At 63.1% G+C, this 20488-nt stretch carries 20 protein-coding genes; 12 read left to right on the top strand and 8 right to left on the bottom strand.

All coding sequences use genetic code 11. The annotated features are described in order from the left end of the window. Nucleotides 1–23: 23 nt before the first annotated feature. Genes NLM15_RS19140 through NLM15_RS19130 form a run of 3 tightly spaced genes read right to left on the bottom strand, consistent with a single transcriptional unit; the run spans nt 24 to nt 2674 of the window. The gene (locus tag NLM15_RS19140; RefSeq protein WP_254118610.1) at nt 24–677 is read right to left on the bottom strand and encodes a TadE/TadG family type IV pilus assembly protein; all 654 of its coding nucleotides are present in this window, start codon (nt 675–677) and stop codon (nt 24–26) included. Beyond that, nucleotides 677–1234 carry a TadE/TadG family type IV pilus assembly protein gene (locus NLM15_RS19135; protein ID WP_254118609.1) on the bottom strand — a complete coding sequence of 186 codons (558 nt, stop codon included), beginning with the start codon at nt 1232–1234 and terminating at the stop codon, nt 677–679. Before NLM15_RS19135 ends, NLM15_RS19140 begins: the two co-directional genes overlap by 1 nt. Nucleotides 1235–1243: 9 nt before the next feature. Beyond that, nucleotides 1244–2674 carry a TadE/TadG family type IV pilus assembly protein gene (locus NLM15_RS19130; RefSeq protein ID WP_254118608.1) on the bottom strand — a complete coding sequence of 477 codons (1431 nt, stop codon included), beginning with the start codon at nt 2672–2674 and terminating at the stop codon, nt 1244–1246. Between the two features lie 339 nt (nt 2675–3013). Here NLM15_RS19130 and NLM15_RS19125 point away from each other — a divergent pair, with 339 nt between their 5' ends. Next, on the top strand, nt 3014–3691 hold the full coding sequence (locus NLM15_RS19125; RefSeq protein ID WP_254118607.1) for a DUF4440 domain-containing protein: 678 nt from the start codon (nt 3014–3016) through the stop codon (nt 3689–3691). 156 nt (nt 3692–3847) lie between these two features. After that, the gene (locus tag NLM15_RS19120) at nt 3848–4123 is read left to right on the top strand and encodes a DUF3303 domain-containing protein (RefSeq protein WP_018319867.1); all 276 of its coding nucleotides are present in this window, start codon (nt 3848–3850) and stop codon (nt 4121–4123) included. Between the two features lie 75 nt (nt 4124–4198). Here NLM15_RS19120 and NLM15_RS19115 read toward each other — a convergent pair whose 3' ends face one another. Beyond that, entirely contained in the window at nt 4199–4993 is a 795-nt protein-coding gene (locus NLM15_RS19115) for an IclR family transcriptional regulator (RefSeq protein WP_254118606.1), read from the bottom strand. Between the two features lie 238 nt (nt 4994–5231). Between NLM15_RS19115 and NLM15_RS19110 the strand changes: the two genes are divergently transcribed. From NLM15_RS19110 to NLM15_RS19085, 6 genes are all read left to right on the top strand, one after another. After that, complete coding sequence (locus NLM15_RS19110; protein WP_254118605.1) at nt 5232–6392, top strand: aminotransferase class V-fold PLP-dependent enzyme; 1161 nt, start codon at nt 5232–5234, stop codon at nt 6390–6392. Nucleotides 6393–6421: 29 nt separating this feature from the next. Continuing rightward, a complete protein-coding gene (locus NLM15_RS19105; RefSeq protein WP_254118604.1) occupies nt 6422–7318 on the top strand; it encodes an amino acid ABC transporter substrate-binding protein in 897 nt (298 codons plus the stop codon). Between the two features lie 59 nt (nt 7319–7377). Further along, a complete protein-coding gene (locus NLM15_RS19100; RefSeq protein WP_254118603.1) occupies nt 7378–8169 on the top strand; it encodes an amino acid ABC transporter permease in 792 nt (263 codons plus the stop codon). After that, nucleotides 8166–8858 carry an amino acid ABC transporter permease gene (locus NLM15_RS19095; RefSeq protein WP_254118602.1) on the top strand — a complete coding sequence of 231 codons (693 nt, stop codon included), beginning with the start codon at nt 8166–8168 and terminating at the stop codon, nt 8856–8858. The genes NLM15_RS19100 and NLM15_RS19095 overlap by 4 nt, the downstream gene beginning before the upstream one ends. A 52-nt stretch (nt 8859–8910) precedes the next feature. After that, on the top strand, nt 8911–9678 hold the full coding sequence (locus tag NLM15_RS19090; protein WP_256565463.1) for an amino acid ABC transporter ATP-binding protein: 768 nt from the start codon (nt 8911–8913) through the stop codon (nt 9676–9678). A 147-nt stretch (nt 9679–9825) separates the two neighbouring features. Beyond that, on the top strand, nt 9826–11301 hold the full coding sequence (locus NLM15_RS19085) for an FAD-binding oxidoreductase (protein WP_254118601.1): 1476 nt from the start codon (nt 9826–9828) through the stop codon (nt 11299–11301). Nucleotides 11302–11316: 15 nt separating this feature from the next. Here the strand turns inward: NLM15_RS19085 and NLM15_RS19080 are convergent, their stop codons facing one another. Both NLM15_RS19080 and NLM15_RS19075 read right to left on the bottom strand, forming a co-directional pair. Then, a complete protein-coding gene (locus NLM15_RS19080; RefSeq protein ID WP_254118600.1) occupies nt 11317–12876 on the bottom strand; it encodes an acyl-CoA carboxylase subunit beta in 1560 nt (519 codons plus the stop codon). Beyond that, nucleotides 12806–13780: an IclR family transcriptional regulator gene (locus NLM15_RS19075; protein WP_254118599.1), complete on the bottom strand. Its 975-nt coding sequence runs from the start codon at nt 13778–13780 to the stop codon at nt 12806–12808. The genes NLM15_RS19080 and NLM15_RS19075 overlap by 71 nt, the downstream gene beginning before the upstream one ends. A gap of 94 nt (nt 13781–13874) precedes the next feature. Between NLM15_RS19075 and NLM15_RS19070 the strand changes: the two genes are divergently transcribed. The 4 genes from NLM15_RS19070 to glsA all read left to right on the top strand — a co-directional run bounded on the left by NLM15_RS19070 (nt 13875) and on the right by glsA (nt 19563). After that, nucleotides 13875–14096: an acetyl-CoA carboxylase biotin carboxyl carrier protein subunit gene (locus NLM15_RS19070; RefSeq protein WP_254118598.1), complete on the top strand. Its 222-nt coding sequence runs from the start codon at nt 13875–13877 to the stop codon at nt 14094–14096. A 166-nt stretch (nt 14097–14262) separates the two neighbouring features. Further along, a complete protein-coding gene (locus NLM15_RS19065) occupies nt 14263–15429 on the top strand; it encodes a TAXI family TRAP transporter solute-binding subunit (RefSeq protein WP_254118597.1) in 1167 nt (388 codons plus the stop codon). A gap of 188 nt (nt 15430–15617) precedes the next feature. Continuing rightward, complete coding sequence (locus NLM15_RS19060; RefSeq protein WP_254118596.1) at nt 15618–17693, top strand: TRAP transporter permease; 2076 nt, start codon at nt 15618–15620, stop codon at nt 17691–17693. Between the two features lie 22 nt (nt 17694–17715). Beyond that, a complete protein-coding gene (gene glsA / locus NLM15_RS19055) occupies nt 17716–19563 on the top strand; it encodes a glutaminase A (RefSeq protein ID WP_254118595.1) in 1848 nt (615 codons plus the stop codon). A gap of 5 nt (nt 19564–19568) precedes the next feature. On the opposite strand, the gene NLM15_RS19050 is transcribed toward glsA, so the two are convergent. Further along, nucleotides 19569–19871 carry a nucleoside triphosphate pyrophosphohydrolase family protein gene (locus tag NLM15_RS19050; RefSeq protein ID WP_014495972.1) on the bottom strand — a complete coding sequence of 101 codons (303 nt, stop codon included), beginning with the start codon at nt 19869–19871 and terminating at the stop codon, nt 19569–19571. Between the two features lie 26 nt (nt 19872–19897). Then, nucleotides 19898–20425 carry a carboxymuconolactone decarboxylase family protein gene (locus NLM15_RS19045; protein ID WP_254118594.1) on the bottom strand — a complete coding sequence of 176 codons (528 nt, stop codon included), beginning with the start codon at nt 20423–20425 and terminating at the stop codon, nt 19898–19900. Between the last annotated feature and the right edge of the window lie 63 nt (nt 20426–20488).

Here is a 20488-nt window from a genome sequence, read left to right as displayed (position 1 = left end):
TTGATCAACCGCGTTCCGCGGAGCTAACAGGTCTTCTGCTGCAAGTGCTGCACACAGGTGCAGGTCTTCGCCGCCGGATATTTTACGTCGTAATAGGGAGGAGACAACGTGGTCGGGCCGTTCGTCGAGCAGCGTGGAAACAGGTAATAGCTGTCGGACAGCTTCACCTTGCCGGCGATCGTGAAGCCGAGGTTGGGCGCGTAGTCGTAGGACACCTCGCTCAGGATGAGCGAGATATTGGCATTGCTGGTACCGCCCGGCGCGGTAAAGGACGACAGGGTCATCTGCTCACCGACGGTTCTCTCCCCCGACGTCTTCGTCGACTTGCTCCATTGCACCGTCGCGTTGCCACTGCTGTCGGTCGAGACCTCCGAGACTGTGATCGTCATCAAGGAGGTGGTGCCGTTCATGATGGGATACGGAGCCATGATGGCGGTCGCCGCAGCGAGAATGCCGTCCATCTGGGTCGACGTGACGGCCGTGTTCTGCGAGATCATGTCGGCAACGCTGTGCGCGGTCGCACTGACCTTGACGTTCATCGCCAGCCCGTTCCCGAGTTCGACGCCGCCGACATAGAGCACCAGCATGAACGGCGTCACGATGGCGAACTCCGTCGCTGCAACAGCGCGTACATCGGTCAACATCTGCCGAGCGCGAGACGACAGGGCGGAGATCATCAGGTAGCTCCTGGCTCGTTCTGGAACGCGGCGGACGACATCAGCAGCCGGTTGCCATTGGTAAGGTTCGAGAGATTGAAGCCGAGCGGCCCGAGCACGACCGGCCAGACGTACATGACGCGGAGAACGACAATATCGCCGGCGTCGCCCGGATTGTACTGCCAGGTATTGGTCACATTGCCCTTGCTGTCGAAGGTCAGCGTCGGCGTCGCCGTGTTCGTGGAAGACCAGGACGTCGCGACCTGCATGTCGATCATCAGGCCGTTGCAATTGAACAGGATCACGATCTGATCGCAGACCTTCTGCTTGAAGGTAGCCTGATTCATCTGCGCCGACTGAACCTGCCCCGTCAAGACGAGGCGCGCCGACTGGCGCACCACGGATTCGAGCATCTGCTGGGCAAAGAAAACCAGAAACGTCTGAATGAGCGCGATGATGAGGGCGAGGAACGGCGCAGCGACGAGCGCGAATTCGACGGCGGTGGCTCCGCTGTCATTGCCGGCGAACGCGGCGCAGCGGTTGCGGCGTCTTTTCGTTGTTGCGGCGGATCCGAGCATGGCCCTTCCTTACTGCACGAGGCTGGCCGTGCTGGACGCAACCTTGATGAAGAGGTTGGTCAGCGCCGCGGAAATGTCGCCACCTGTCTGCACGCTCGCATAAAGGCCGGGCGACGCGCAGGATTGCAGCCGCGTCGCGATCGTGCCGGTCGACGAGGACGGGCTGTTGAATTGCGCGATGCGGGTGTTGTACCAGCTTTCGGTCGGCAGCGGCAGATACTCGGTGTAGAGGACCGCGATGCGAATGCCGCGGTTCTTGATAGTCGTGCAGATCGCCGTGTCGAGCGGCTGCTGGCATCGCAAGGTCGTCGAGTTGGCCGTCGGAAGCGCATAGGTGGCATTGGCGTCGCAGGTGCCGCCCGACTTCGGGATGAGCTTGTCCTCGACGCCGTCGGTGACGAGGAAGACCACTTCCTGCGGAGTATCGCCCGCCTGATTGGTGCCAGTGCCCGGCAGAGGCATCACGGCGTTGACGCCCGTCAGCCCCTTCGAGATATCCGTTCCGTAGTCGGTGGTGTAGGTACAGTTGCCCTTGCTGTCGACAATGGGGCAGTTCTGGTGGTCGACCGTCAGGAGCTGAATGTTGGCGATCTTCGTGGCGGCGGTGTCCGGGGTGGTCAGCGTCTGGATCGTGTTGAGGGCATAGTCGAAGGTGTAGATGGCGGCCTTGTAGGTGGTGTTGTTGAGCGCCGACATGCACTGCATGACGCCGCCCGTCACACCCGACTGCGGGCACGACGTCCAGGGTCCCTTCAGCAATTGCGTAACGGCGTTCGTCACGAGATCGATGCGCAGCACGATGTTGTTCGCGCGCGCGATGGTGAGATTGTCCTTGTTCGTCGAGCTTGCAGCTGCGTTGTTCGGACGCGTTTCGTGACAGGCAAACGCGCAACCCTTCGCGTAGCTGGGCTGATTCTTCGTGGCGGCGATCATGTTGTCGATGTTGGTCTGGGTCGCCGCGATCGCCATCGACGGCGAATCGTCCAGCAGCAGATAGAAGTTCATGTTGGGCGCGCTCGAAGCCTTCGCCGTTGCAGAACCCGCGACATCCCAGTTCTGCCTGCCGAGAACACTGGGGAAATTATTGACGGACTGCGCGGTGTAGGAAACCGTGATGCTTCGCGCGAGTCCGGAATCCGTGACTGTGATCGTCGGCGTCGGCACCGTCGCCAGACCGGGAAGATTCGCCTTCGCTGCAAAGACGGCTGCGGCGGTCGCCTGGACGACCGTCTTGTCGGTCTGGGTCAGCATCGCCGGCCTCACGGCTGCGATCGCGGCCGCGTCGGCAGCCGCATTCAGTTGCTCCCGCTTGCGGACGGCCTGCGTGTAGTCGAGCGTCATGCCCAGGAGAAAGACGATCGGGACCGTCATCAGGGCGAAGATGACGGCGATGTTGGCCTTCCGGTCTCTTGCGAAACGGAGCACTACCCGGCGGAGCATGACCTTCATCCTGAATGCCGTCGTGGCGGCAGAGAGCAATTCCTAAAGTCTTTTGATCGGGGCAACCGGTGGGATGACCGCTGCCGGTCGCCCGCCAATCGCAGGCTGGAATATGGATATGGCCTTCTTAATCAACACTTACGGGCAATCACCAAACACGGACTGCAACAGAGTGAGATGTTCCATATCGAGAAGACATCATTAACGTCGCTTAAACGCGATCGCAGAGATTGGGGGGTAAGGAGCCTTCGGACGGGTCGATACGACCTTTACGCCGGCGCTAGCCGGCGCCGCCTCCGTCGCGTCCGGAGGTGGCCGTTAGCACCCCAGGCCGCGTCGATGTCGGCGCGGCTGGCGGGCTGCGCGGCATCACCGTGCAGCAGGCACGGTCATCCGGTTAACCGCGGCTATGGCACAGACGCCGAGCGGCAGCCTTTTCCGCAGCGACCTTCGTCAATGGTGCTGACGGTAATTCCCCGGAATTGCTGTTGCGCGTGCCGGGGTCTGGGATGGGCCATTCAACGCATCCACTTCGAGACAAGACGACGACTGCCCCTGCATCCACATCGTACTTCGGGTCTGGAGATGATCATGCGCAACATGGCATCGGCGATTGCAATCGTGATCGCGTTGAGCGCGCCGGCCTTGGCTCAGAAGGCCGAGATTGAAGCAACCAATGCGAAATGGATCGAGATGTTCAACAAGGGAGATTTTTCCGGGATTGCGTCCCTCTACAGCGCCGATGCGATCGCGCTCCCGCCCGGCTCCGCGATGGTGAAGGGCCGACCAGCCATCGAGGTGATGTGGAAAAGCATGGCTGAACAAGTGACCGATCCGAAGCTCACGACGGTGGATGTCAAGCCGCTCGGCTCTTCCGCGGCCCGCGAGATCGGCACGTTCGTCCTGAAGACCAAGGGACCGGCACCGCAGGACGTGACCGGAAAGTATGTCGTCGTCTGGGAGAAGGTCGGAGACGACTGGAAGCTCGCCACCGACATCTGGAACGACGGCAAGTAATCGTCTTACGTCCATAGCAGCGCTTGCGCCGGAAGCAGCAGGGATCAAACCGACGCGCGTGTTCATTCGCCGTTGTTATTCGATACGCAGGCGCTATCGTGTGCGTGCGGCGCAGCCGCGACATTCATCCGATAATTCTAGTCATAGGAGGATCGCATGAAATTCATAACCACCTGGAGCGTACCTCAAGGCACTTTCAATGCAGCCGTCGCCCGCTTTCTCGAGACCGGCGGCGCTCCGCCCGAGGGCGTCAAGATGTTGGGTCGCTGGCATGGCATGAACGGACAGGGATTTGCGATCTCTGAATCGAGCGATCCAAAAGCCATGTATCGCTGGCTCGCGCAATGGTCTGACCTGCTCCCGTTGACCGTCACGCCTTGCCTCGAGGACGGAGACGCGGGCGAGGTGATGGCGTCGCTCCCCAAGCGTTGAGCATCAAGCGTTGAGCATCAACGTCACTGCCGCCGCAGAAACCGGCGGCAGTGACATACTCGCCCGTGGTGGCCATCATTTGGCATCCGCGTCATCGTCGCCTTCGACTTGCAGAATGGTCTCCGACAGCAGGGCGGCAGCCTTTTGAAGCGGCGCGATGAACCGGTCCAGCTCGGCGAAGCTCACGCGCGCCACCGGCACGGAGACACCCAGGCAGGCAATCAGTTCTCGATCCGGTGACAGAATGGGGACGGCGCACCCGACCACTCCCTTCACGTACTCTTCGTTTGTCTTGGCCCAGCCGCGTTGCCGCGTATCCTCGAGCACCTTCATCAGCGCGTGGACATCGGCGATCGTCGTTTCCGTGAATTTGGTCAGGGGTAGCGCGCGGCACAGCTTCGCCCGGATCCGCTCGGGCAGCCTGCTCATATAGATCTTGCCGGTCGACGTGCAGTGCAGCGGCGCCGCTTCCCCCGGATTGAACTGAAGACCTTGCGGCTCCGAAACGCGCACGCTGTCGACATAGGCCACGAAATTATCGCGCACGACGCCGATCTCGCACTGTTCGCCGATCTCTGCCGCGACCGCCCGCAGCACCGCGTGCCGCCGCGCCGTGCGAAATGCCGCTCCGATGACCGAGGCGGACAGTGTGACGAGCTGGTTTCCCACGACGTACCGCTTGGTCCCCAATGCCTTCTGAAGCAGTCCGCGGTCTTCGAGATTTCCGATCAGTCTGTGGGCTGTTGGAAGAGGCAGCGAGAGGGCCTTTGCGATCTCCGCCGCCGAGACGGCTTTGCGCTGGTCGGCAACATGCCGAACGATCGCGAAGGCCCGGTCCAGCGGCCCATCCTTCTCAACTGGTTTTGTCATGTCTCAACCGGCGAAAACTGGAAGCAAAATCAACATCAACGTCACATATTATCATTTTTCGGAATTAAATCTATTGAAATTCGACAATTTCGTTTGTCGAAATCCGGAAAGCTCATATTCTTGGCGTTGCCGGTGACTGACCAGAAATTATGCAGCGCAGTCTCGCCGTTTCAAAAATCCCGCTCTGCCGCTTGGCCGGGAGCCGAGTCTCTGGCGGCGCGCCCAACAGGAGATGTGCATGTCTCGTCACTACGACGTGGACGCTGTGAGGAAGGAATTCCCCGTCGTCGAACGGATGGTCTACCTGGACTCCGGGTTTCAAACGCCTCTCGCGCGTCCCGTGAAGGCCGCGATCGAGCTCTTCCTTCGCGAGGGTTTCGAGACGGCCGGTCCGAAGAGCGTCTGGCTCGATCGCGTCGAGCAGACCCGTGCCAAGATCGCTCGCTTTCTCGGTGTGGGCGCGGATGAAATTGCCTTCACGAAGAACACGTCGGAAAGCATGAACATTGCGGCAAACGCACTGCCGCTCCGGGCCGGCGACAATGTCCTGATGATCCACGGCGATCATCCGAACAACGCCTACGCATTCCTCAATCTGCAACGCAAAGGCGTCGAGGTCCGCTTCATCCCGATGACCGAAGTCGTCGATGCCGACAGCTTCGCTCCCTTCATCGACGACAAGACGCGCGCGATCTCGATGTCGCACGTGACCTTCCACGCCGGTCACCGCTTCGACATCGAGAGCGTCGGCGCGATGTGCGCCAGCAGGAAGCTCTACTTCGTGGTGGACGTGATGCAGGCGATCGGCGTCGTGCCCGTTGACGCCAAGGCGATTGGCGCAAGCTTCATCGGCTCCGGCAGCCACAAGGGATTGCTGGTTCCGCAAGGGCTCGGCCTGCTCACCTGGGACAAATCCCTCACGGAGCTCGAGCCGACGTATCTGGCCGCGGCGAGCCTCGCCGAGATCCCGGATGACCTCATCGCGCGGGCCGACAGGATGGCGCCCTCGCCGGCCGCCAGGCGATTTGAGCTGGGCAACTTCAATCTGCCCGCGGTCCATGCGCTCGGCGCTTCGCTCGACATGATCGAGCAGATCGGGGTGCAGAACATCCAGAACCACTGCTTCGATCTCGGCGATCACCTGATCGCGCGCCTGGACGAGCTGGGCGTCCGCCTCGTTGGGCCGCGCGAGCGCAAGCACCGCGCGCCGCACATCTACGTCATCGCCCTGCCCGCGGCAGACTGGCTCGGCCATTTCGAGGCAAACGGCGTGCGCGTGTCGCCAGAACGGGATGGCATTCGCGTCTCACTCGGCATGTTCAACACCGCCACCGACATTGATCGCCTGATCGACGTCGTTCGCAAGCGAGGGCTCGGACGCCCCTCGGTCGCAGCTTGAATCCGGCAAACGATGGGAAGGTAAGAACCATGAAGCAGTTAGCGCAGGTCCTGGCGATTCTCCCCGTGCTCGTGGCGGTCGGCGCACGCCCGTCCGTGGCAGCCGACAGCCCGACGCTGGACAAGATCAAATCCAGCGGCGCGATCACGATCGGCCATCGCGAGGCCTCGATACCGTTCTCGTATCTCGGGCCCGATCAGAAGCCCGTCGGCTTCTCGCTCGATCTCTGCGCGGCGATCGTCGATCGCATCAAGGAGGAGCTGAAGTTGCCCAATCTCAAGGTCAACTACACCCCGGTGAACTCCTCGAACCGGATTCCGCTGATCCAGAGCGGGACCGTCGACATCGAATGCGGCGGCACCGCAAATGACAAGAAGCGGCAGGAACAGGTCTCGTTTTCGGTCGCGACGTTCGTCAGCCAGCCGCGCTGGCTGGTCAAGGCCACCAGCGGCGTGAAGACCGCCGGCGAGCTGAAAGGCAAGACGGTTGTCGTCACGCAAGGCTCCAACGCGGTCGGTTTCGCCCAGAGCGTCAACGCCAAGGAGCAGCTCGGCCTCAACATCGTCCAGGCCAAGGACCATGCGGAATCCTTCCTGATGTTGAACACCGGTCGTGCCGTCGCCTTCATGGAGGACGATATCCTGCTTGCCGGGCTCAAAGCCGCGGCGCCGAATCCGGACGCGCTCCTGTTCCTTCCCGAAAGTTACGCGAAGATCTTTTATGGGCTGATGTTCACGAAGGGCGATGCCGGCTTAAAGGCGCTCGTGGACGACGTTCTCTCCAAGCAAATGGCATCCGGCCAGTTCGAGAAGACCTACGCGAAATGGTTCACCAAGCCGATCCCGCCCAAGGGTGAGAACCTCGCATTCCCGCTCACCGACGAGCTGATGGCGCGGATCGCACATCCCAGCGATGCCGTCGACTGAGGGGAGCTGATCGTCTCGCAAGGTCATCCTCGTCCGCACCTGCAACCCGGAGGCTCGCGATGTTCGGAGTGCTTTTTGAACAGGCGGCAGACGGCCAGCGCTATATCGACTGGCTTCTGTCGGGTCTCGGTTGGACCCTGGCTCTGGCCTTCTTCGGCTGGTGGATAGCCTTCGGCATCGGCGTCATCGTTGGCGTCGGGCGCACAGTCCAGAATCGTTTCTATTCGATCCCGGCCCGGCTCTATGTCGAGATATTCCGGAACATCCCCGTCCTGGTGCAGATGTTCCTCTGGTATTTTGTTTTCCCGGAGGTGGTGCCGAGCGCGCTCGGGGATGCCATCAAGCAGATCCCGCCGCCCTGGGCCTCGTTCTTTCCGGCACTCCTTTGCCTGGGGCTCTACACGGCCTCCCGCATAGCCGAGCAGGTTCGGGCGGGGATCGAAGCGCTTCCACGGGGGCAGATCGAGGCCGCCGGCGCTCTCGGCCTCAGCGGCTACCTCACCTATCGCTACGTCATCGTGCCGCAGGCTTTGCGCCTCATCGTGCCGAGCCTCACCAGCGAGGTGATGGGCATCTACAAGAACACCTCCGTCGCACTCACGATCGGCTTGATGGAGCTGACCGCCCAGGCGCGCCAGATCAGCGAGGCCACGTTTCAGACATTCTCGGCGTTTGGCGCGGCGACGATCATCTACCTGTGCCTGGCGCTGGTTGCGTACCAGGCCATGACGCTCATCGACAAGGCAGTCCGCATTCCCGGGAGCGCTCCCGTCAAGCTCACGGACGAGGATCTGGCCACTGAGGTGCAGCAAGGCGGCGCCCTGCCCGGCGCCATGGAGGCCGTGAAATGAACACCCTCGATTTCTCGATTCTCGCGCAATCATGGCCTTATCTCTGGTCGGGCCTGCTGTTCTCGCTCTCGCTCACCGCGGCCGCATTCGCCATCGGCATGGTCCTCGGAACCTGCCTTGCGCTGGTACAGCACTTCGAGATTCCGGTGCTCGCCCAGATCATCCGCGGCTACGTCGCGATCATCCGGTCGATCCCGTTGATCCTCGTTCTGTTCTGGTTCTTCTTCCTGGTGCCGATCGTGCTCGGGCACCTCAGCGGCAACGGTCGCCCGATTCCGATCGGCGCCACCTATACGGCCTTCATCACCTTCGGCCTGTTCGAGGCCGCCTACTACTCCGAAATCATCCGTGTCGGGCTGCGGGCCGTGAACAAGGGCCAGTTCGAGGCCTGCCAAGCGCTCGCGCTGTCCACCTACCATACCTACCGCCATATCGTCCTGCCGCAGGTCTTGCGCGTGGCCAGCCCGATCATCCTGAGCCAGACGATCATCCTGTTTCAGGACACCTCTCTCGTCTACGTCCTTTCGCTGACGGATCTGCTGGGCGCGGCTTCCAAGCTTGCGCAGCTCAACGGCCGCCTCGTCGAAATGTACCTCGCCATAGCCGTGGTCTATCTGGTCATCAGCTCTGCGGCCTCGCAGTGCGTCACCACCCTTCGCAAACGATACGCCCTAGCCACGGCACGATGACCGTCGCGATACATGCAGCCTCGTATTTGCAGCCTCGTATTTGGAGACGAACATGCCTCAAGAGACTGTCGGCCACGCCACGCAGCCCGGCGCAATCGTCATCGTCGAGAACGTGGTGAAGCGGTTCGGCGCGTTCACTGCACTGAACGACGTCAATCTCGAGGTCGCCAAGGGCGAGAAAATCGTCTTGTGCGGACCTTCGGGCTCCGGCAAGTCGACGCTGATCCGGTGCATCAACCATATCGAGAAACACGACGGAGGCCGGATCGTCGTCGACGGCGTCGAGCTGAGCAACCGCATCGCCGACATCAACAGCGTGCGTTGTGAGGTCGGAATGGTGTTTCAGAGTTTCAACCTGTTTCCGCACCTCACGGTCGCCGAGAACTGCATGCTGGCTCCGATGAAGGTTCGCGGTATTTCGCAGGCCGAGGCGCGCGATCGCGCGCTCGGCTTGCTGCGGAAGGTCCGCATTCAGGATCAGGCGGACAAATATCCCGCACAATTGTCGGGCGGTCAGCAGCAACGCGTCGCCATCGCGCGGGCGCTGTGCATGCAGCCCAAGATCATGCTGTTCGACGAACCGACATCCGCGCTCGATCCCGAGATGGTCAAGGAGGTGCTGGACACCATGGTCGAGCTGGCGCGAGATGGAATGACGATGGTCTGCGTGACGCACGAGATGGGATTCGCCCGCGAGGTCGCCGATCGGGTCGTCTTCATGGATCGCGGAAGCATCGTGGAGGAAGCAGATCCGGAAACGTTCTTCCGGGCTCCTCGCACCGACCGGGCGAAAGGTTTTCTGAACCAAATCATCCACTAGGGCCGCGTCGGCAATGGCGGGACGGGCTCGTCCCCTGTCCCCAGGTTCGAGACATATTGCCGTTAGACTCCACGGCGCAAACGTGGACAATACCCCTGAGCACGTCGCGTGCGCAGTACACACCAAGATGTACCCAGGGGAAACAAAATGCCGGCTGCCTTTCCGTCGTCCTTGCCCACCATCCCGACCGCTCCCTTGACCACGCAGATGCGCGATGCGTTGCGCACGATCGTGGGCGAAAAAGGTCTCATCGAGGACGACCACGGCAAGCAGCCGTTCGTGACGGACTGGCGCGGATTGCTGGTTGGCGGTGCGGGTGCCGTCGTTCGTCCTGGGAGTACCGAGGAAGTCGCGAAAGTGGTCCGGCTTTGCCATGAGCACGGCGTCGCGATCGTGCCGCAGGGGGGCAACACCGGCCTGATGGGCGGGGCGACGCCCTGGCCCGCACACACCGGCATCGTGCTGTCGCTCGGGCGCATGAACCGCGTGCTGGACGTCGATGCCGTCGGATACGCGATGACGGTCGAGGCCGGCTGCGTTCTGCAGACGCTTCAGGAGACCGCCAGCCAGCACGACAGGTTCTTGCCGCTCAGCCTTGGCGCCCAGGGCTCCTGCATGATCGGCGGCAATCTGTCGACGAATGCCGGCGGCGTGCAGGTGCTCCGCTATGGCAATGCCCGCAATCTCGTCTTGGGGCTCGAGGTCGTCCTGGCCAATGGCGATGTCTGGGACGGATTGCGCGCGCTCAAGAAGGACAACACGGGCTACGACCTCAAGCACCTCTTCATGGGGGCGGAAGGCACCCTCGGCATCATCACCAAGGCCGTCCTCAAGCTATGGCCGGCGCCGAAGGATTTGTGCACGGCGTGGCTCGCTGTCCGGGATCCACGCGCAGCCCTGGAGATCCTGTCCGAGGCGCATGCCGCGTCAGGGGACAATGTCGGCTCCTGCGAGCTGATGAGCCGCAGCGCCATCGACATGGTGTTGCGTCACGTTCCCGGCACCCAGGATCCGCTCAGGGCGGACACGCCATGGTACCTCTTGCTTGAATGGTCGTCCTCGCGGGCACGCCAGGACGGTACCGAGGGCATGTCCGAGAAGATGGAGCAGTTTCTCGCCGATCAGCTCGAGGCCGGCCGCGTGCTCGATGCGGTGATCGCGCAAACCGGACATCAATCGCGCAACATGTGGCACATCCGCGAAAGCGTCGCCGGGGCCTCCCGCGCCGAGGGGCCGGGACTGAGCTACGACGTGTCGGTGGCGATCTCCAGGATTCCGGAGTTCATCGACAAGGGGCTCAAGGCGGTGCTCGACATTCTCCCGACCATTCGCCCCTATCCTTTGGGGCACATCGGCGACGGCAATCTGCATTTTTCGTTCATGGGGCCCAAAGGTATGGATCAGCAGACGCTGACCCAATATTCGGGGGCCATCACGCGGGCCGTGAACGATCTCATCACCTCCATGGGCGGCTCGATCTCGGCGGAGCACGGCATCGGCGTGGACAAGCTCGATGAGCTCAGCCACTACCGGTCGAGGACCGAGCTCGACATCATGCGAACGATCAAGCGCGCGCTCGATCCGCAGAACATCATGAATCCGGGCAAGGTGCTGCGGCTGTGATGACGCCGCCGCGCCTTACGGCCTGATCGTCATGTTCTCCGGCGGCCCCGGTTTTCGCAGCGGCTCGGCGAGCCTTGCGAACTCGCACAGCAGCGACCGCGTCTTGCGGGGATCGATGATCTCCTCGACCCAGAATTTTTCGGCCGAGCGGAACGGCGAGCGCAGCTTGTTGAGACGCTCCTCGATCTCCCTCAGCTTGCCCGCCTTGTCCTCGGCCGCATCGATGTCGGCGCGGTAGGCGGCTTCGATGCCGCCCTCGAGCGGGAGCGAGCCCCAATAGGCCGAGGGCCAGGCGTAGCGGATCGAGAACCGGTCGGCGGGCTGATGCACCACGCCGGCAACGCCGAAGGCGTTGCGCAGGATCACGGTACACCAGGGTACAGTCGTTTGATTCACCGCAGCCATGGCGCGAACGCCGTGGCGAATGGTGGCCGCCTTCTCGGCGTCGAGGCCGATCATGAAGCCCGGGCAGTCCATGAGATAGACGACCGGCAGGTGGAAGGTCTCGGCGAAATCCACCCAGCGCACCACCTTCTGGCAGGCATCCGCGGTCCAGGAGCCGCCGTAGTGGAAGCTGTCGCTGGCAAGCACCAGCACCGCCCTGCCCTCGAGCCGCGCCAGGCCGACGATGATCGGCTTGCCGAAGTTCTTGGCGACCTCGAAGAACGAGCCCTTGTCGACGACCGACTCGACAATGGGGCGCATCTTGTAGACCTGCTTGCGGTTGCGCGGCACCGCGTTCATCAGCGCTTCCTCGCCGCGCTCCGGATTGTCGGTGCAGGGCAAGGTCGGCGGTAGCTCGTAGACCGATGACGGCAGATAAGAGAGGAAGCGCCGCGCGCAGGCAAAGGCCTCCTCCTCGGTGTCGACGGCATGATCGACCGCGCCGGCACGGGTCTGGATATCGGCGCCGCCGAGCTCCTCCTTGGTGAGGTCCTGCCCGAGCGCCTTCACGACCGGCGGCCCCGCGACGAACATCGCGGACTTCCGGGTCATAATGGAATAGTGACTGGCGGCAAGACGCGCGGCACCGAGCCCTGCGACCGAACCGAGGCCGAGCGCGACCACCGGCACGCGCGACAGGTTCTCCGTCGTGAAGCGATACCAGCGCGTGCCGCCGATGCCGCCGGGCAGATTAGCCGCGCCCTTGGTCTCGATGGTCTTGACCGAGCCGCCGCCGCCGGAGCCCTCGATGATGCGGACGATGGGCAGACGGAAATCGTGCGCCATCTCCTCCGCCATCAGCGGTTTTGCTGAAATGGAAGCATCAGCCGAACCACCGCGTACCGTAAAATCGTCGCCGACCACGACGACCGTGCGGCCGTCGACGCGCGCACGGCCGAACACGCAGTTCGCCGGCGTCAATTTCTGCAGCTCGCCGCTGGAATCGTACTCGCCGATGCCGGAGACGGCACCGATCTCGTGAAAGCTGCCCTTGTCGGTCAGTCTGTCGATACGCTCCCGAACAGTCAGTCGGCCCTGGTCATGCTGACGCTTGACCTTGTCAACGCCGCCCATCTCCTGCGCGAAGGCTTCGCGCCGGGCTAGCTCGTCGAGTTCCGGCTTCCAGTTCATTCACGCCCCCCGAGTTGATCGGCTTGTTATTATTATGCACGGCCATTGCGACCGGTTTGCGCGGGATGCGGTTGTTGAAGACGTCGCCTTCCGCGCCCTCCATCAGGCTGCCGAGCGAGCGGCCGAGCGCGAGCATCAGCGGCGCGACCTCGGCATGCAGACGCTGCTCATCATACATCGACGACAGCAGGCCGATCGTGATGACGACGAAGGTCTGGTACTGCGGCGACCAGATCGGCACCGCGAGCCCGTTGATGTGCGGGCTCCAGATTCCGCACGCCGTGACATAGCCGCGCTCACGCAGCGACTGCCGGTTGGCCTCGATGCGGGGCCTCAGGATCTTTGCAGCCTCGGGGGCTTCCCGTTCCATGTCGTTGATGAAGGCATCGCCCATTTCGGGCGCGAGTGCCGCCGTGTAGGCCGCGCCCGCGGCGGTCGAGGCCATCGAGATGCGGCTGCCGGTGCCCTCGTGCAGGCCGAGCGCCGAAGCCGAGCGCGCAAACTGGAGATAGACCAGATGGAAGCGATCGGGGACGACGAAGCCGACCGTGCCCGGAAGCTGGTCGGCGACTTCCTGGAGCCGCTGCCGGATCATGCTGCGCAGCTGCGCGCCCTTCATCATCGAGGCGCTCATCGCCACAGCGCTCGGGCCGATGCGATATTTCTGATCGCGCGGCAGATAGACCAGCTGCCCCATGCGCGTCAGCGTGTGCGTGAGCCGCGACACCGTCGAGCGCGGCAGGCCGCAGCGATTTGAAATCTCGAGATTGCCGAGCCTGCTATCGTGGCCCTCGAAGCATCGCAACACGTCGAACGCGCGCGAGACCACCTGGATGACATCACCTTCGCCAGCATCGCCAGCGAGCGCGCCTTGCCTACTCAACCGCTCTGAACGTCGTCCCATGTTCCCTACCAGTTGTTCCGCTCTGCGGAATTAAATTCCACTTGCAGACGACGCTACCTCAGGCATTTTGCGACGACAACAAAAAGGCGATGGCATGCCAGATATAAAAATCGTCACCGAGGTCGCGGGACGCATCTGCGCCACTCCCGTGCAAGTTGGAGGAACCGTTGCGGATGGCGACGACGTTGTGGTCGTCGAAGCGATGAAGATGGAGATCCCCGTGCCCTCGCCCGCGAGCGGCACGATCACATCGCTTCTGGTCAAGCTCGACGACGTCGTTGCCGAAGGACAGGCGATCGCGATCGTCGCGAACTGACTGCATTATCCGCAGCTTCCGCGACAATCTGTCTGCTTCGTTCCCGCGTCCGCGGTACGACATTGCCATCGCTTGATCGCGATGACATGATCCGTTCAAACAAAAATCTGTTTCAAACAAAGAACGAAAATCTTCGCGGCGAACGCGGGGATATCAGGAGGAAAACATGCTTCGTGGGCTGATCGTGCTCGCGCCTGCCTTGGTTGCGGGCATTTCTTTTGCGTCTACACGCTATGCAATCGCCGAAGACATCAAGCTGCCGGCGACATTGACGTTCACCGCCTATGACACCGGAACCGCCGGCTTCAATATCGCGGTCGGCGTCGGCAAGATGATGAAGGACAAATACGGCACCGACGTGCGCGTGCTGCCGGCCGGTAACGACGTCGCGCGACTTGCACCACTGCGTGCCAAGCGTGCAGCGTCCGCGGCAATGGGATCGGGGACCTATTTCGCGCAGGAGGGCGTGTTCGAATTCGGCTCCAAGGAATGGGGTCCGCAGCCGCTTCAGATCATGCTCTCGTCCGTCGACTGCAATTGCGGGACGCTCGGCGTCGCCGCCGATGCCGGCGTGAAGGAATTGAAGGACCTCAAAGGCAAGCGCGTCGGCTTCGTCGTCGGCTCGCCCGCGCTGAACCAGAACTCGCTCGCCGTGCTCGCCTTCGCAGGACTCTCGCAGAAGGACGTCAAGGTCGTCGAGTTCGCGAGCTACGGCGCGATGTGGAAGGGGCTGATCAACAACGACACTGATGCGGCCTTCGGCACCACCATCACCGGCCCCGCCAAGGAAGCCGAGACTTCGCCGCGCGGCCTGGTCTGGCCGCCGCTGCCTGCCAAGGACAAGGAAGGCTGGGCGCGGATGCAGAAGGTCGGCTCGTTCTTCTTCCCGCAGACTGCCACCTGCGGCGCCGGCATCACGCCGGAGAAGCCGATCGAACTCGGCAATTACCCCTACCCGATCTTCGTCGCCTACGCCTCGCAAGCGCCCGATCAGGTCTATGCGATGACCAAGGCGATGATCGTCAATTACGACGCCTACAAGGACTCTGCGCCTGGCGCCGGCGGGCTCGCCGCCGACCGCCAGACCAAGAACTGGGTGGTGCCCGTGCATCCCGGCGCCGTGAAGGCGCTGAAGGAGGCCGGCCAATGGTCCGATGCGCAGGACGCGCACAACAACAAGCTGATCAAGCGGCAGGAGGTGCTTGGCGCAGCCTGGGCCGATTACGGCAAGTCCAACCCGCCGGCGGATGACAAGGCATTCCTCGACGGCTGGATGAAGGCCCGCGCGGCAGCGCTCGCAAAGGCCGACATGCCGAACGGGTTTGAGGAATAGTCTTGCGATGGAGTTGATGGTTGCCCGGACTGCGGTGCACCCCCTTTTCCGCTTGCGACCCTCACCCGGCCCTGCGCGCCGACCTCTCCCGCAAGCGGGAGAGGTTAAGCGCGCCCGCGGCCCGATCGGTTCACTCAACAACCACTTTGCTCTAGTCAGCAATTATTAGCCCACGCGCGGGGTCGATCATGTCGTCTGCTTCAGTCTCCACCGCCTCGCAGGACGAGGCCAAGCGGGTCGTGTTCGACGATCCGCACGGCGCCGCCGGCAACATGCAGGAAGCGGAAGTCACGCGCGTCCGCACGCTGCGCGGCGCCTGGCGCTGGACGCTCGTCGTCGCGACCGCGGCGACCATCCTGCTCTGCATCAACCAGCAATTCTCGCTGCGCTTCTTCGTCGGCTACACCCAGCTCAACACGGAGTATTTTTACCTCCTGATCGCGCTGATGCTGCCGTTCACCTTCCTGATCTTCCCGGGGACCGAGCGCGCACCGCTCGACCGCATTCCCTGGTACGACCTCGCCTGCTTCGTCGTCACCTTCGCCGCCGCACTGCTGTTGATGTCGAACGTGCGCAAGGCGGCCGAGGCCGGCTGGGAGTTCGGCGGCGCACCGAACACCGTGATCGCCGCGGGCCTCGTGATGTGGGTCATGCTGATGGAGGCGCTGCGCCGCACCGGCGGCTGGAGCCTGCTGCTGAGCGTGCTCCCCTTCACCGTCTATCCGCTGTTTGCGGAATCCAGCTGGCTCGGACCATTCCGCGGCACGCAGTCGACGCTGGAACAGGCCACCGCCTATCACGTGCTGTCGGGCGAGAGCTTGCTCGGCATCCCCATCCAGGCGTTTGCCGACACCGTCATCGGCTTCCTGGTGTTCGGCACCGCGCTGATGATGACCGGCGCCGGAAAATTCTTCATCAACCTCGCCTTCGCGCTGTGCGGCACGTTTCGCGGAGGCGCGGCCAAGGTCTGCATCTTTGCCAGCGGGCTGCTCGGCATGATGTCGGGCTCGATCATCTCCAACGTGCTGACCGCCGGCACCATGACCATTCCTGTCATGAAGAAGAGCGGCTTCCGCGCATCCTATGCCGGCGCGATCGAGGCCTGCGCCTCGACCGGCGCCGTGCTGGCGCCGCCGGTGATGGGCGCAACCGCCTTCGTGATCGCGCAGTTCCTCAATGTCAGCTACGCCGACGTCGCGATCGCCGCGATCATTCCCGCCGCGCTCTATTACATCGGCCTGTTCATGCAGGTCGACTCCTATGCCGCGCGCCACGGGCTGAAAGGCATTCCGCGCGCCGAGCTGCCGCGGATCATGGATACGATCAAGGACGGCTGGTACTACGTCTTCGTCATCGCGCTCCTGATCGTGATGCTGCTCTATTTCAAGCGCGAGAGCCACGCGCCGTTCTACGCCACCGCGCTGCTGCTGGTGCTCAACCAGCTCTTTTCCAAGGACACGCGCTGGACGCTGGGCACGATCGGCAAATTCCTGGAGGTCAACGGACGCACCTTCGTCGAGCTCGTCGGCATCCTCGCCGGCTGCGGCCTTCTGATCGGCGCCTTCTCGATGACAGGCGTGGTGTCGAGCCTCGCCAACGATTTGCTGCATATTGCCGGCGACAATCCCTTCCTGCTGCTCGGCATGTGCGCCCTGACCAGCCTGATCCTCGGCCTCGGGCTGACGACGACGGCCTGCTACATCTTCCTCGCCATCCTGGTCGCGCCCGCGCTCGAGAAGCTCGGGCTCAACAAGATGGCCGTGCACATGTTCATCTTCTACTGGGGCATGCTGTCGTCGATCACCCCACCGGTTGCGATCGCGTCCTTCGCGGCGGCCGGCATCGCCGGCTCCCCGGCGATGAAGACGGGATGGGAATCGATGTGGGTCGGCAGTATCATCTACTTCATCCCGTTCTTCTTCGTGCTCAATCCGGCACTGGTGCTGCAGGGGCCGAGCCCCTATCTCGCCGGTCTCGGCCTGATGGGGCTCGCGGCGTTCGGCACGCTTTTCATCTGCGGCGGCATCCAGGGCTACCAGCCCTTCGTCGGGGATCTGCGCGGCACCGGCGCGCTGGAATGGCCGATCCGCGTGCTGCTGGTGATCGGCGGCTTCGTGGTGGCCACGCCCGGCGGCGGGATCATGCCGCTGTCGCAGATGCAGGTGACGCTGCTAGGGCTCGCCATCCTGGTGCCGACGGCTTTGATCGCCCTGCTTCTGGTCCGTCGGCGGACGATCGTGCCGGACGGGTTGCGCGCACCCTGATTGCGTTGCACAAAGAGAGGCGATGACACCGCTTTCGCCTCTCGCCTCCGCCTGGACCCGCTCGAAACCGCCCTTGCTGCGGTTTCTTGGCAATTGCCTCAATGAATTCTCGGCCGCGACCTCCGGCGCCGTCGCCGACTACATTCCCGAGCTGAGCAAGGCCGACCCTGCCCATTTTGGCATCAGCCTCGCAACGCTCGACGGCCACGTCTATGAGGTCGGCGACTCCAGGGTGCCCTTCACCATCCAGTCGATGTCAAAGCCGTTCGTCTTCGCGCTGGCGCTGGACCTGCTGGGTGCGAGCAAGGTCGAGAGCGCGATCGGCGTCGAGCCCTCCGGCGATCCCTTCAACTCGATCCGGCTCAATTCCGAGAATCATCCGTTCAACCCGATGGTCAATGCCGGCGCGATCGCCTGCACCGGGCTGATCTACGACAGCAAGGGCCCGGAGGCCTTCGAGCAGATCCGGCTCGCGCTCAGCCGTTTTGCCGGACGTGACCTCGCCGTGGACGAAGCCGTCTACGCCTCGGAAAGCCAGACCGGCGACCGCAACCGTGCCATCGGCTATCTCCTCAAGACGAACGCCGTGATCTCGGACAATGTCGCCGGCGTGCTCGACGTCTATTTCCGGCAATGCGCGGTGCTGGTCACCGCGCGCGACATCGCCGTGATGGCGGCAACGCTGGCCAACCGAGGCGTCAATCCGGTGACGGGCGAGCAGGTGGTGACGCCCTACGCAATCTCGCGCACGCTGTCGGTGATGACGTCGTCAGGCATGTACGATTATGCCGGCGAATGGATCTACCGGATCGGAATCCCCGCCAAGAGCGGCGTCGGCGGCGGCATCCTCGCCGCCCTGCCTGCCCGCCTCGGGCTCGGCAGCTATTCGCCGAAGCTCGACAAGCACGGCAACAGCGTGCGCGGCATCAAGGTCTGCGAGGCGCTGTCCTCGCATTACGACCTGCACATGCTCAATCGCAGCGACGATGCGCGCAACGCCGTCATCGCCGACTACGACATCGGCAAGAGCCCGTCCCGCCGCGTCCGCCGCCCGCAGGAGCGCGAGATCCTGGCCGGGCATGAGCAGGAGGTGCGGGTCATCGAGCTGGTCGGCACGCTGTCGCTGTCGGCGGTCGACTACGTCTCGCGTCGGCTCGCCGGACAGCCGCGGCCGCAGATCGTGATCTTCGACCTCCACCGCGTCACCTCCACCACCCGCGCCGGAGCGCGGCTTGTGGCCGAAGCGTTCGAAGAGCTCGCGGCGCTGAACGTGACCGTCGTGCTGTCAGGCGTCAGGCGTGCCTCGAAGGAATGGGACAGCCTGCGAGAATGGACGGCGGAGCTGAAGAACGTCCGCGACTTCTATCTGCTCGACACCGCGATCGAATGGGCGGAAGACCAGATCGTCTATCGCTATGGCGGCTCGATCGATTTCCACGAGACCACCGAGCTTGCCGAACAGCCGCTGCTGTCAGGCATGAGCGAGGAAGAGCTGACCGACCTCGCCTCGATCTGCACGATCCGGACCTTTCAATCCGGCGCGAAAATTCTGACCGCAGGCGATCCCGCCGATTCCTTGTTCTTCCTGCGCAGCGGCGCCGTGCATGTCACCCTGCCTGACGGGGTGCGGCTGGCGACGCTGACCGCCGGCATGGCCTTCGGCGAGATGGCGCTGCTGGAGCCGACCCGCTCGGCCGACGTGTACTCGGACATGGCGGCGACGGCGTATGAAGTGCCGCTGAAGGATTTCGAGCGCTTCCGCAGGCAGCACCCGCGCGCGAGCGAGCGTGTCATGCGCAATCTGGCGCAGCTGCTCGCCGACCGCCTGATCGTCGCCAACGCGAAGGTGGATATCCTGACGTCGACGTAGGTGGCCTAGCGACTCGCGGCCTCGCTGAGCCGCCGCTTGATCTTGGCAGCGCTCGCCTTGAGCAATTCGGACGGCTGCTGGCCGGTCGCTGCACACAGGCAGGCCCAGTAGTAGATGACGTCGCCGAGCTCATCGACCAGACCCGCCTTGTCGAGCCAGTCATCGCGCAGCAGCTTCTTGATGTGGTCGGCGACCTCGCCGGATTCGCCGGCGAGGCCGAGCCCGAGATAGGACAGCCGCTCGTTGGACGGATGCTCATCGACTTTCGCAATGCTCGCGGCCCAGACCGCATATTCATCGATCGTCATGGACATCCCTCGCCGTGGTTTTCGGATCAGCCCACCACTTCGGTTACGGGCTGGAGGTCGATCTCGAAGGTCTCCAGAAACTTTGACGTCATGATGTAGAAGCCGACCGAAAGTTGCAGCTCGACCAGCGCGGCCGGCGTCAGCTTCGATGCGATCGCCTTGAACGTCGCATCCGTCGGCTTCTTCAGCTTCACGATCTCGTCGGTGAACGCGAGCGCGGCGCGCTGCACCTCATTGAAGCAGGTCGCGGCCTGCCAATTCTCGAGCGCTTCGTTCTGCTCGTCGGTGACCCCGACATTCTTTCCGATGCGCTTGTGCGCGACGATCTCGTACGGCGCCTCGCACAAAATGCCGGTACGGGTGATCGCCAGCTCCCGCACGACGGGATCGAGCTCGCCCTTATGCCGGATGGCTCCGCCGAGCCGGCAGTACTGCTCAAAGTAGCTGGGCGAGTGCGCCATCATGCGGAAGATGTTCGCGTTGCGGTTCTTGTCGAGAATTTCGCGGGTGCGGTCGGATGCCCTGGACGGGTCGCTGTAGGTGATGCGGGCCATGATTTACCTGAAGAATTTCCCTGAGCCTTTGATGCTTTTTGTCGTTAGGGCGAAAGTTCCACG

This window comes from Bradyrhizobium sp. CCGB20, from assembly GCF_024199855.1.
Taxonomy (GTDB): Bacteria; Pseudomonadota; Alphaproteobacteria; order Rhizobiales; family Xanthobacteraceae; genus Bradyrhizobium.
Note: the sequence above shows the minus strand (reverse complement) of the source record. Positions and strands in the feature narration are given on the sequence as shown.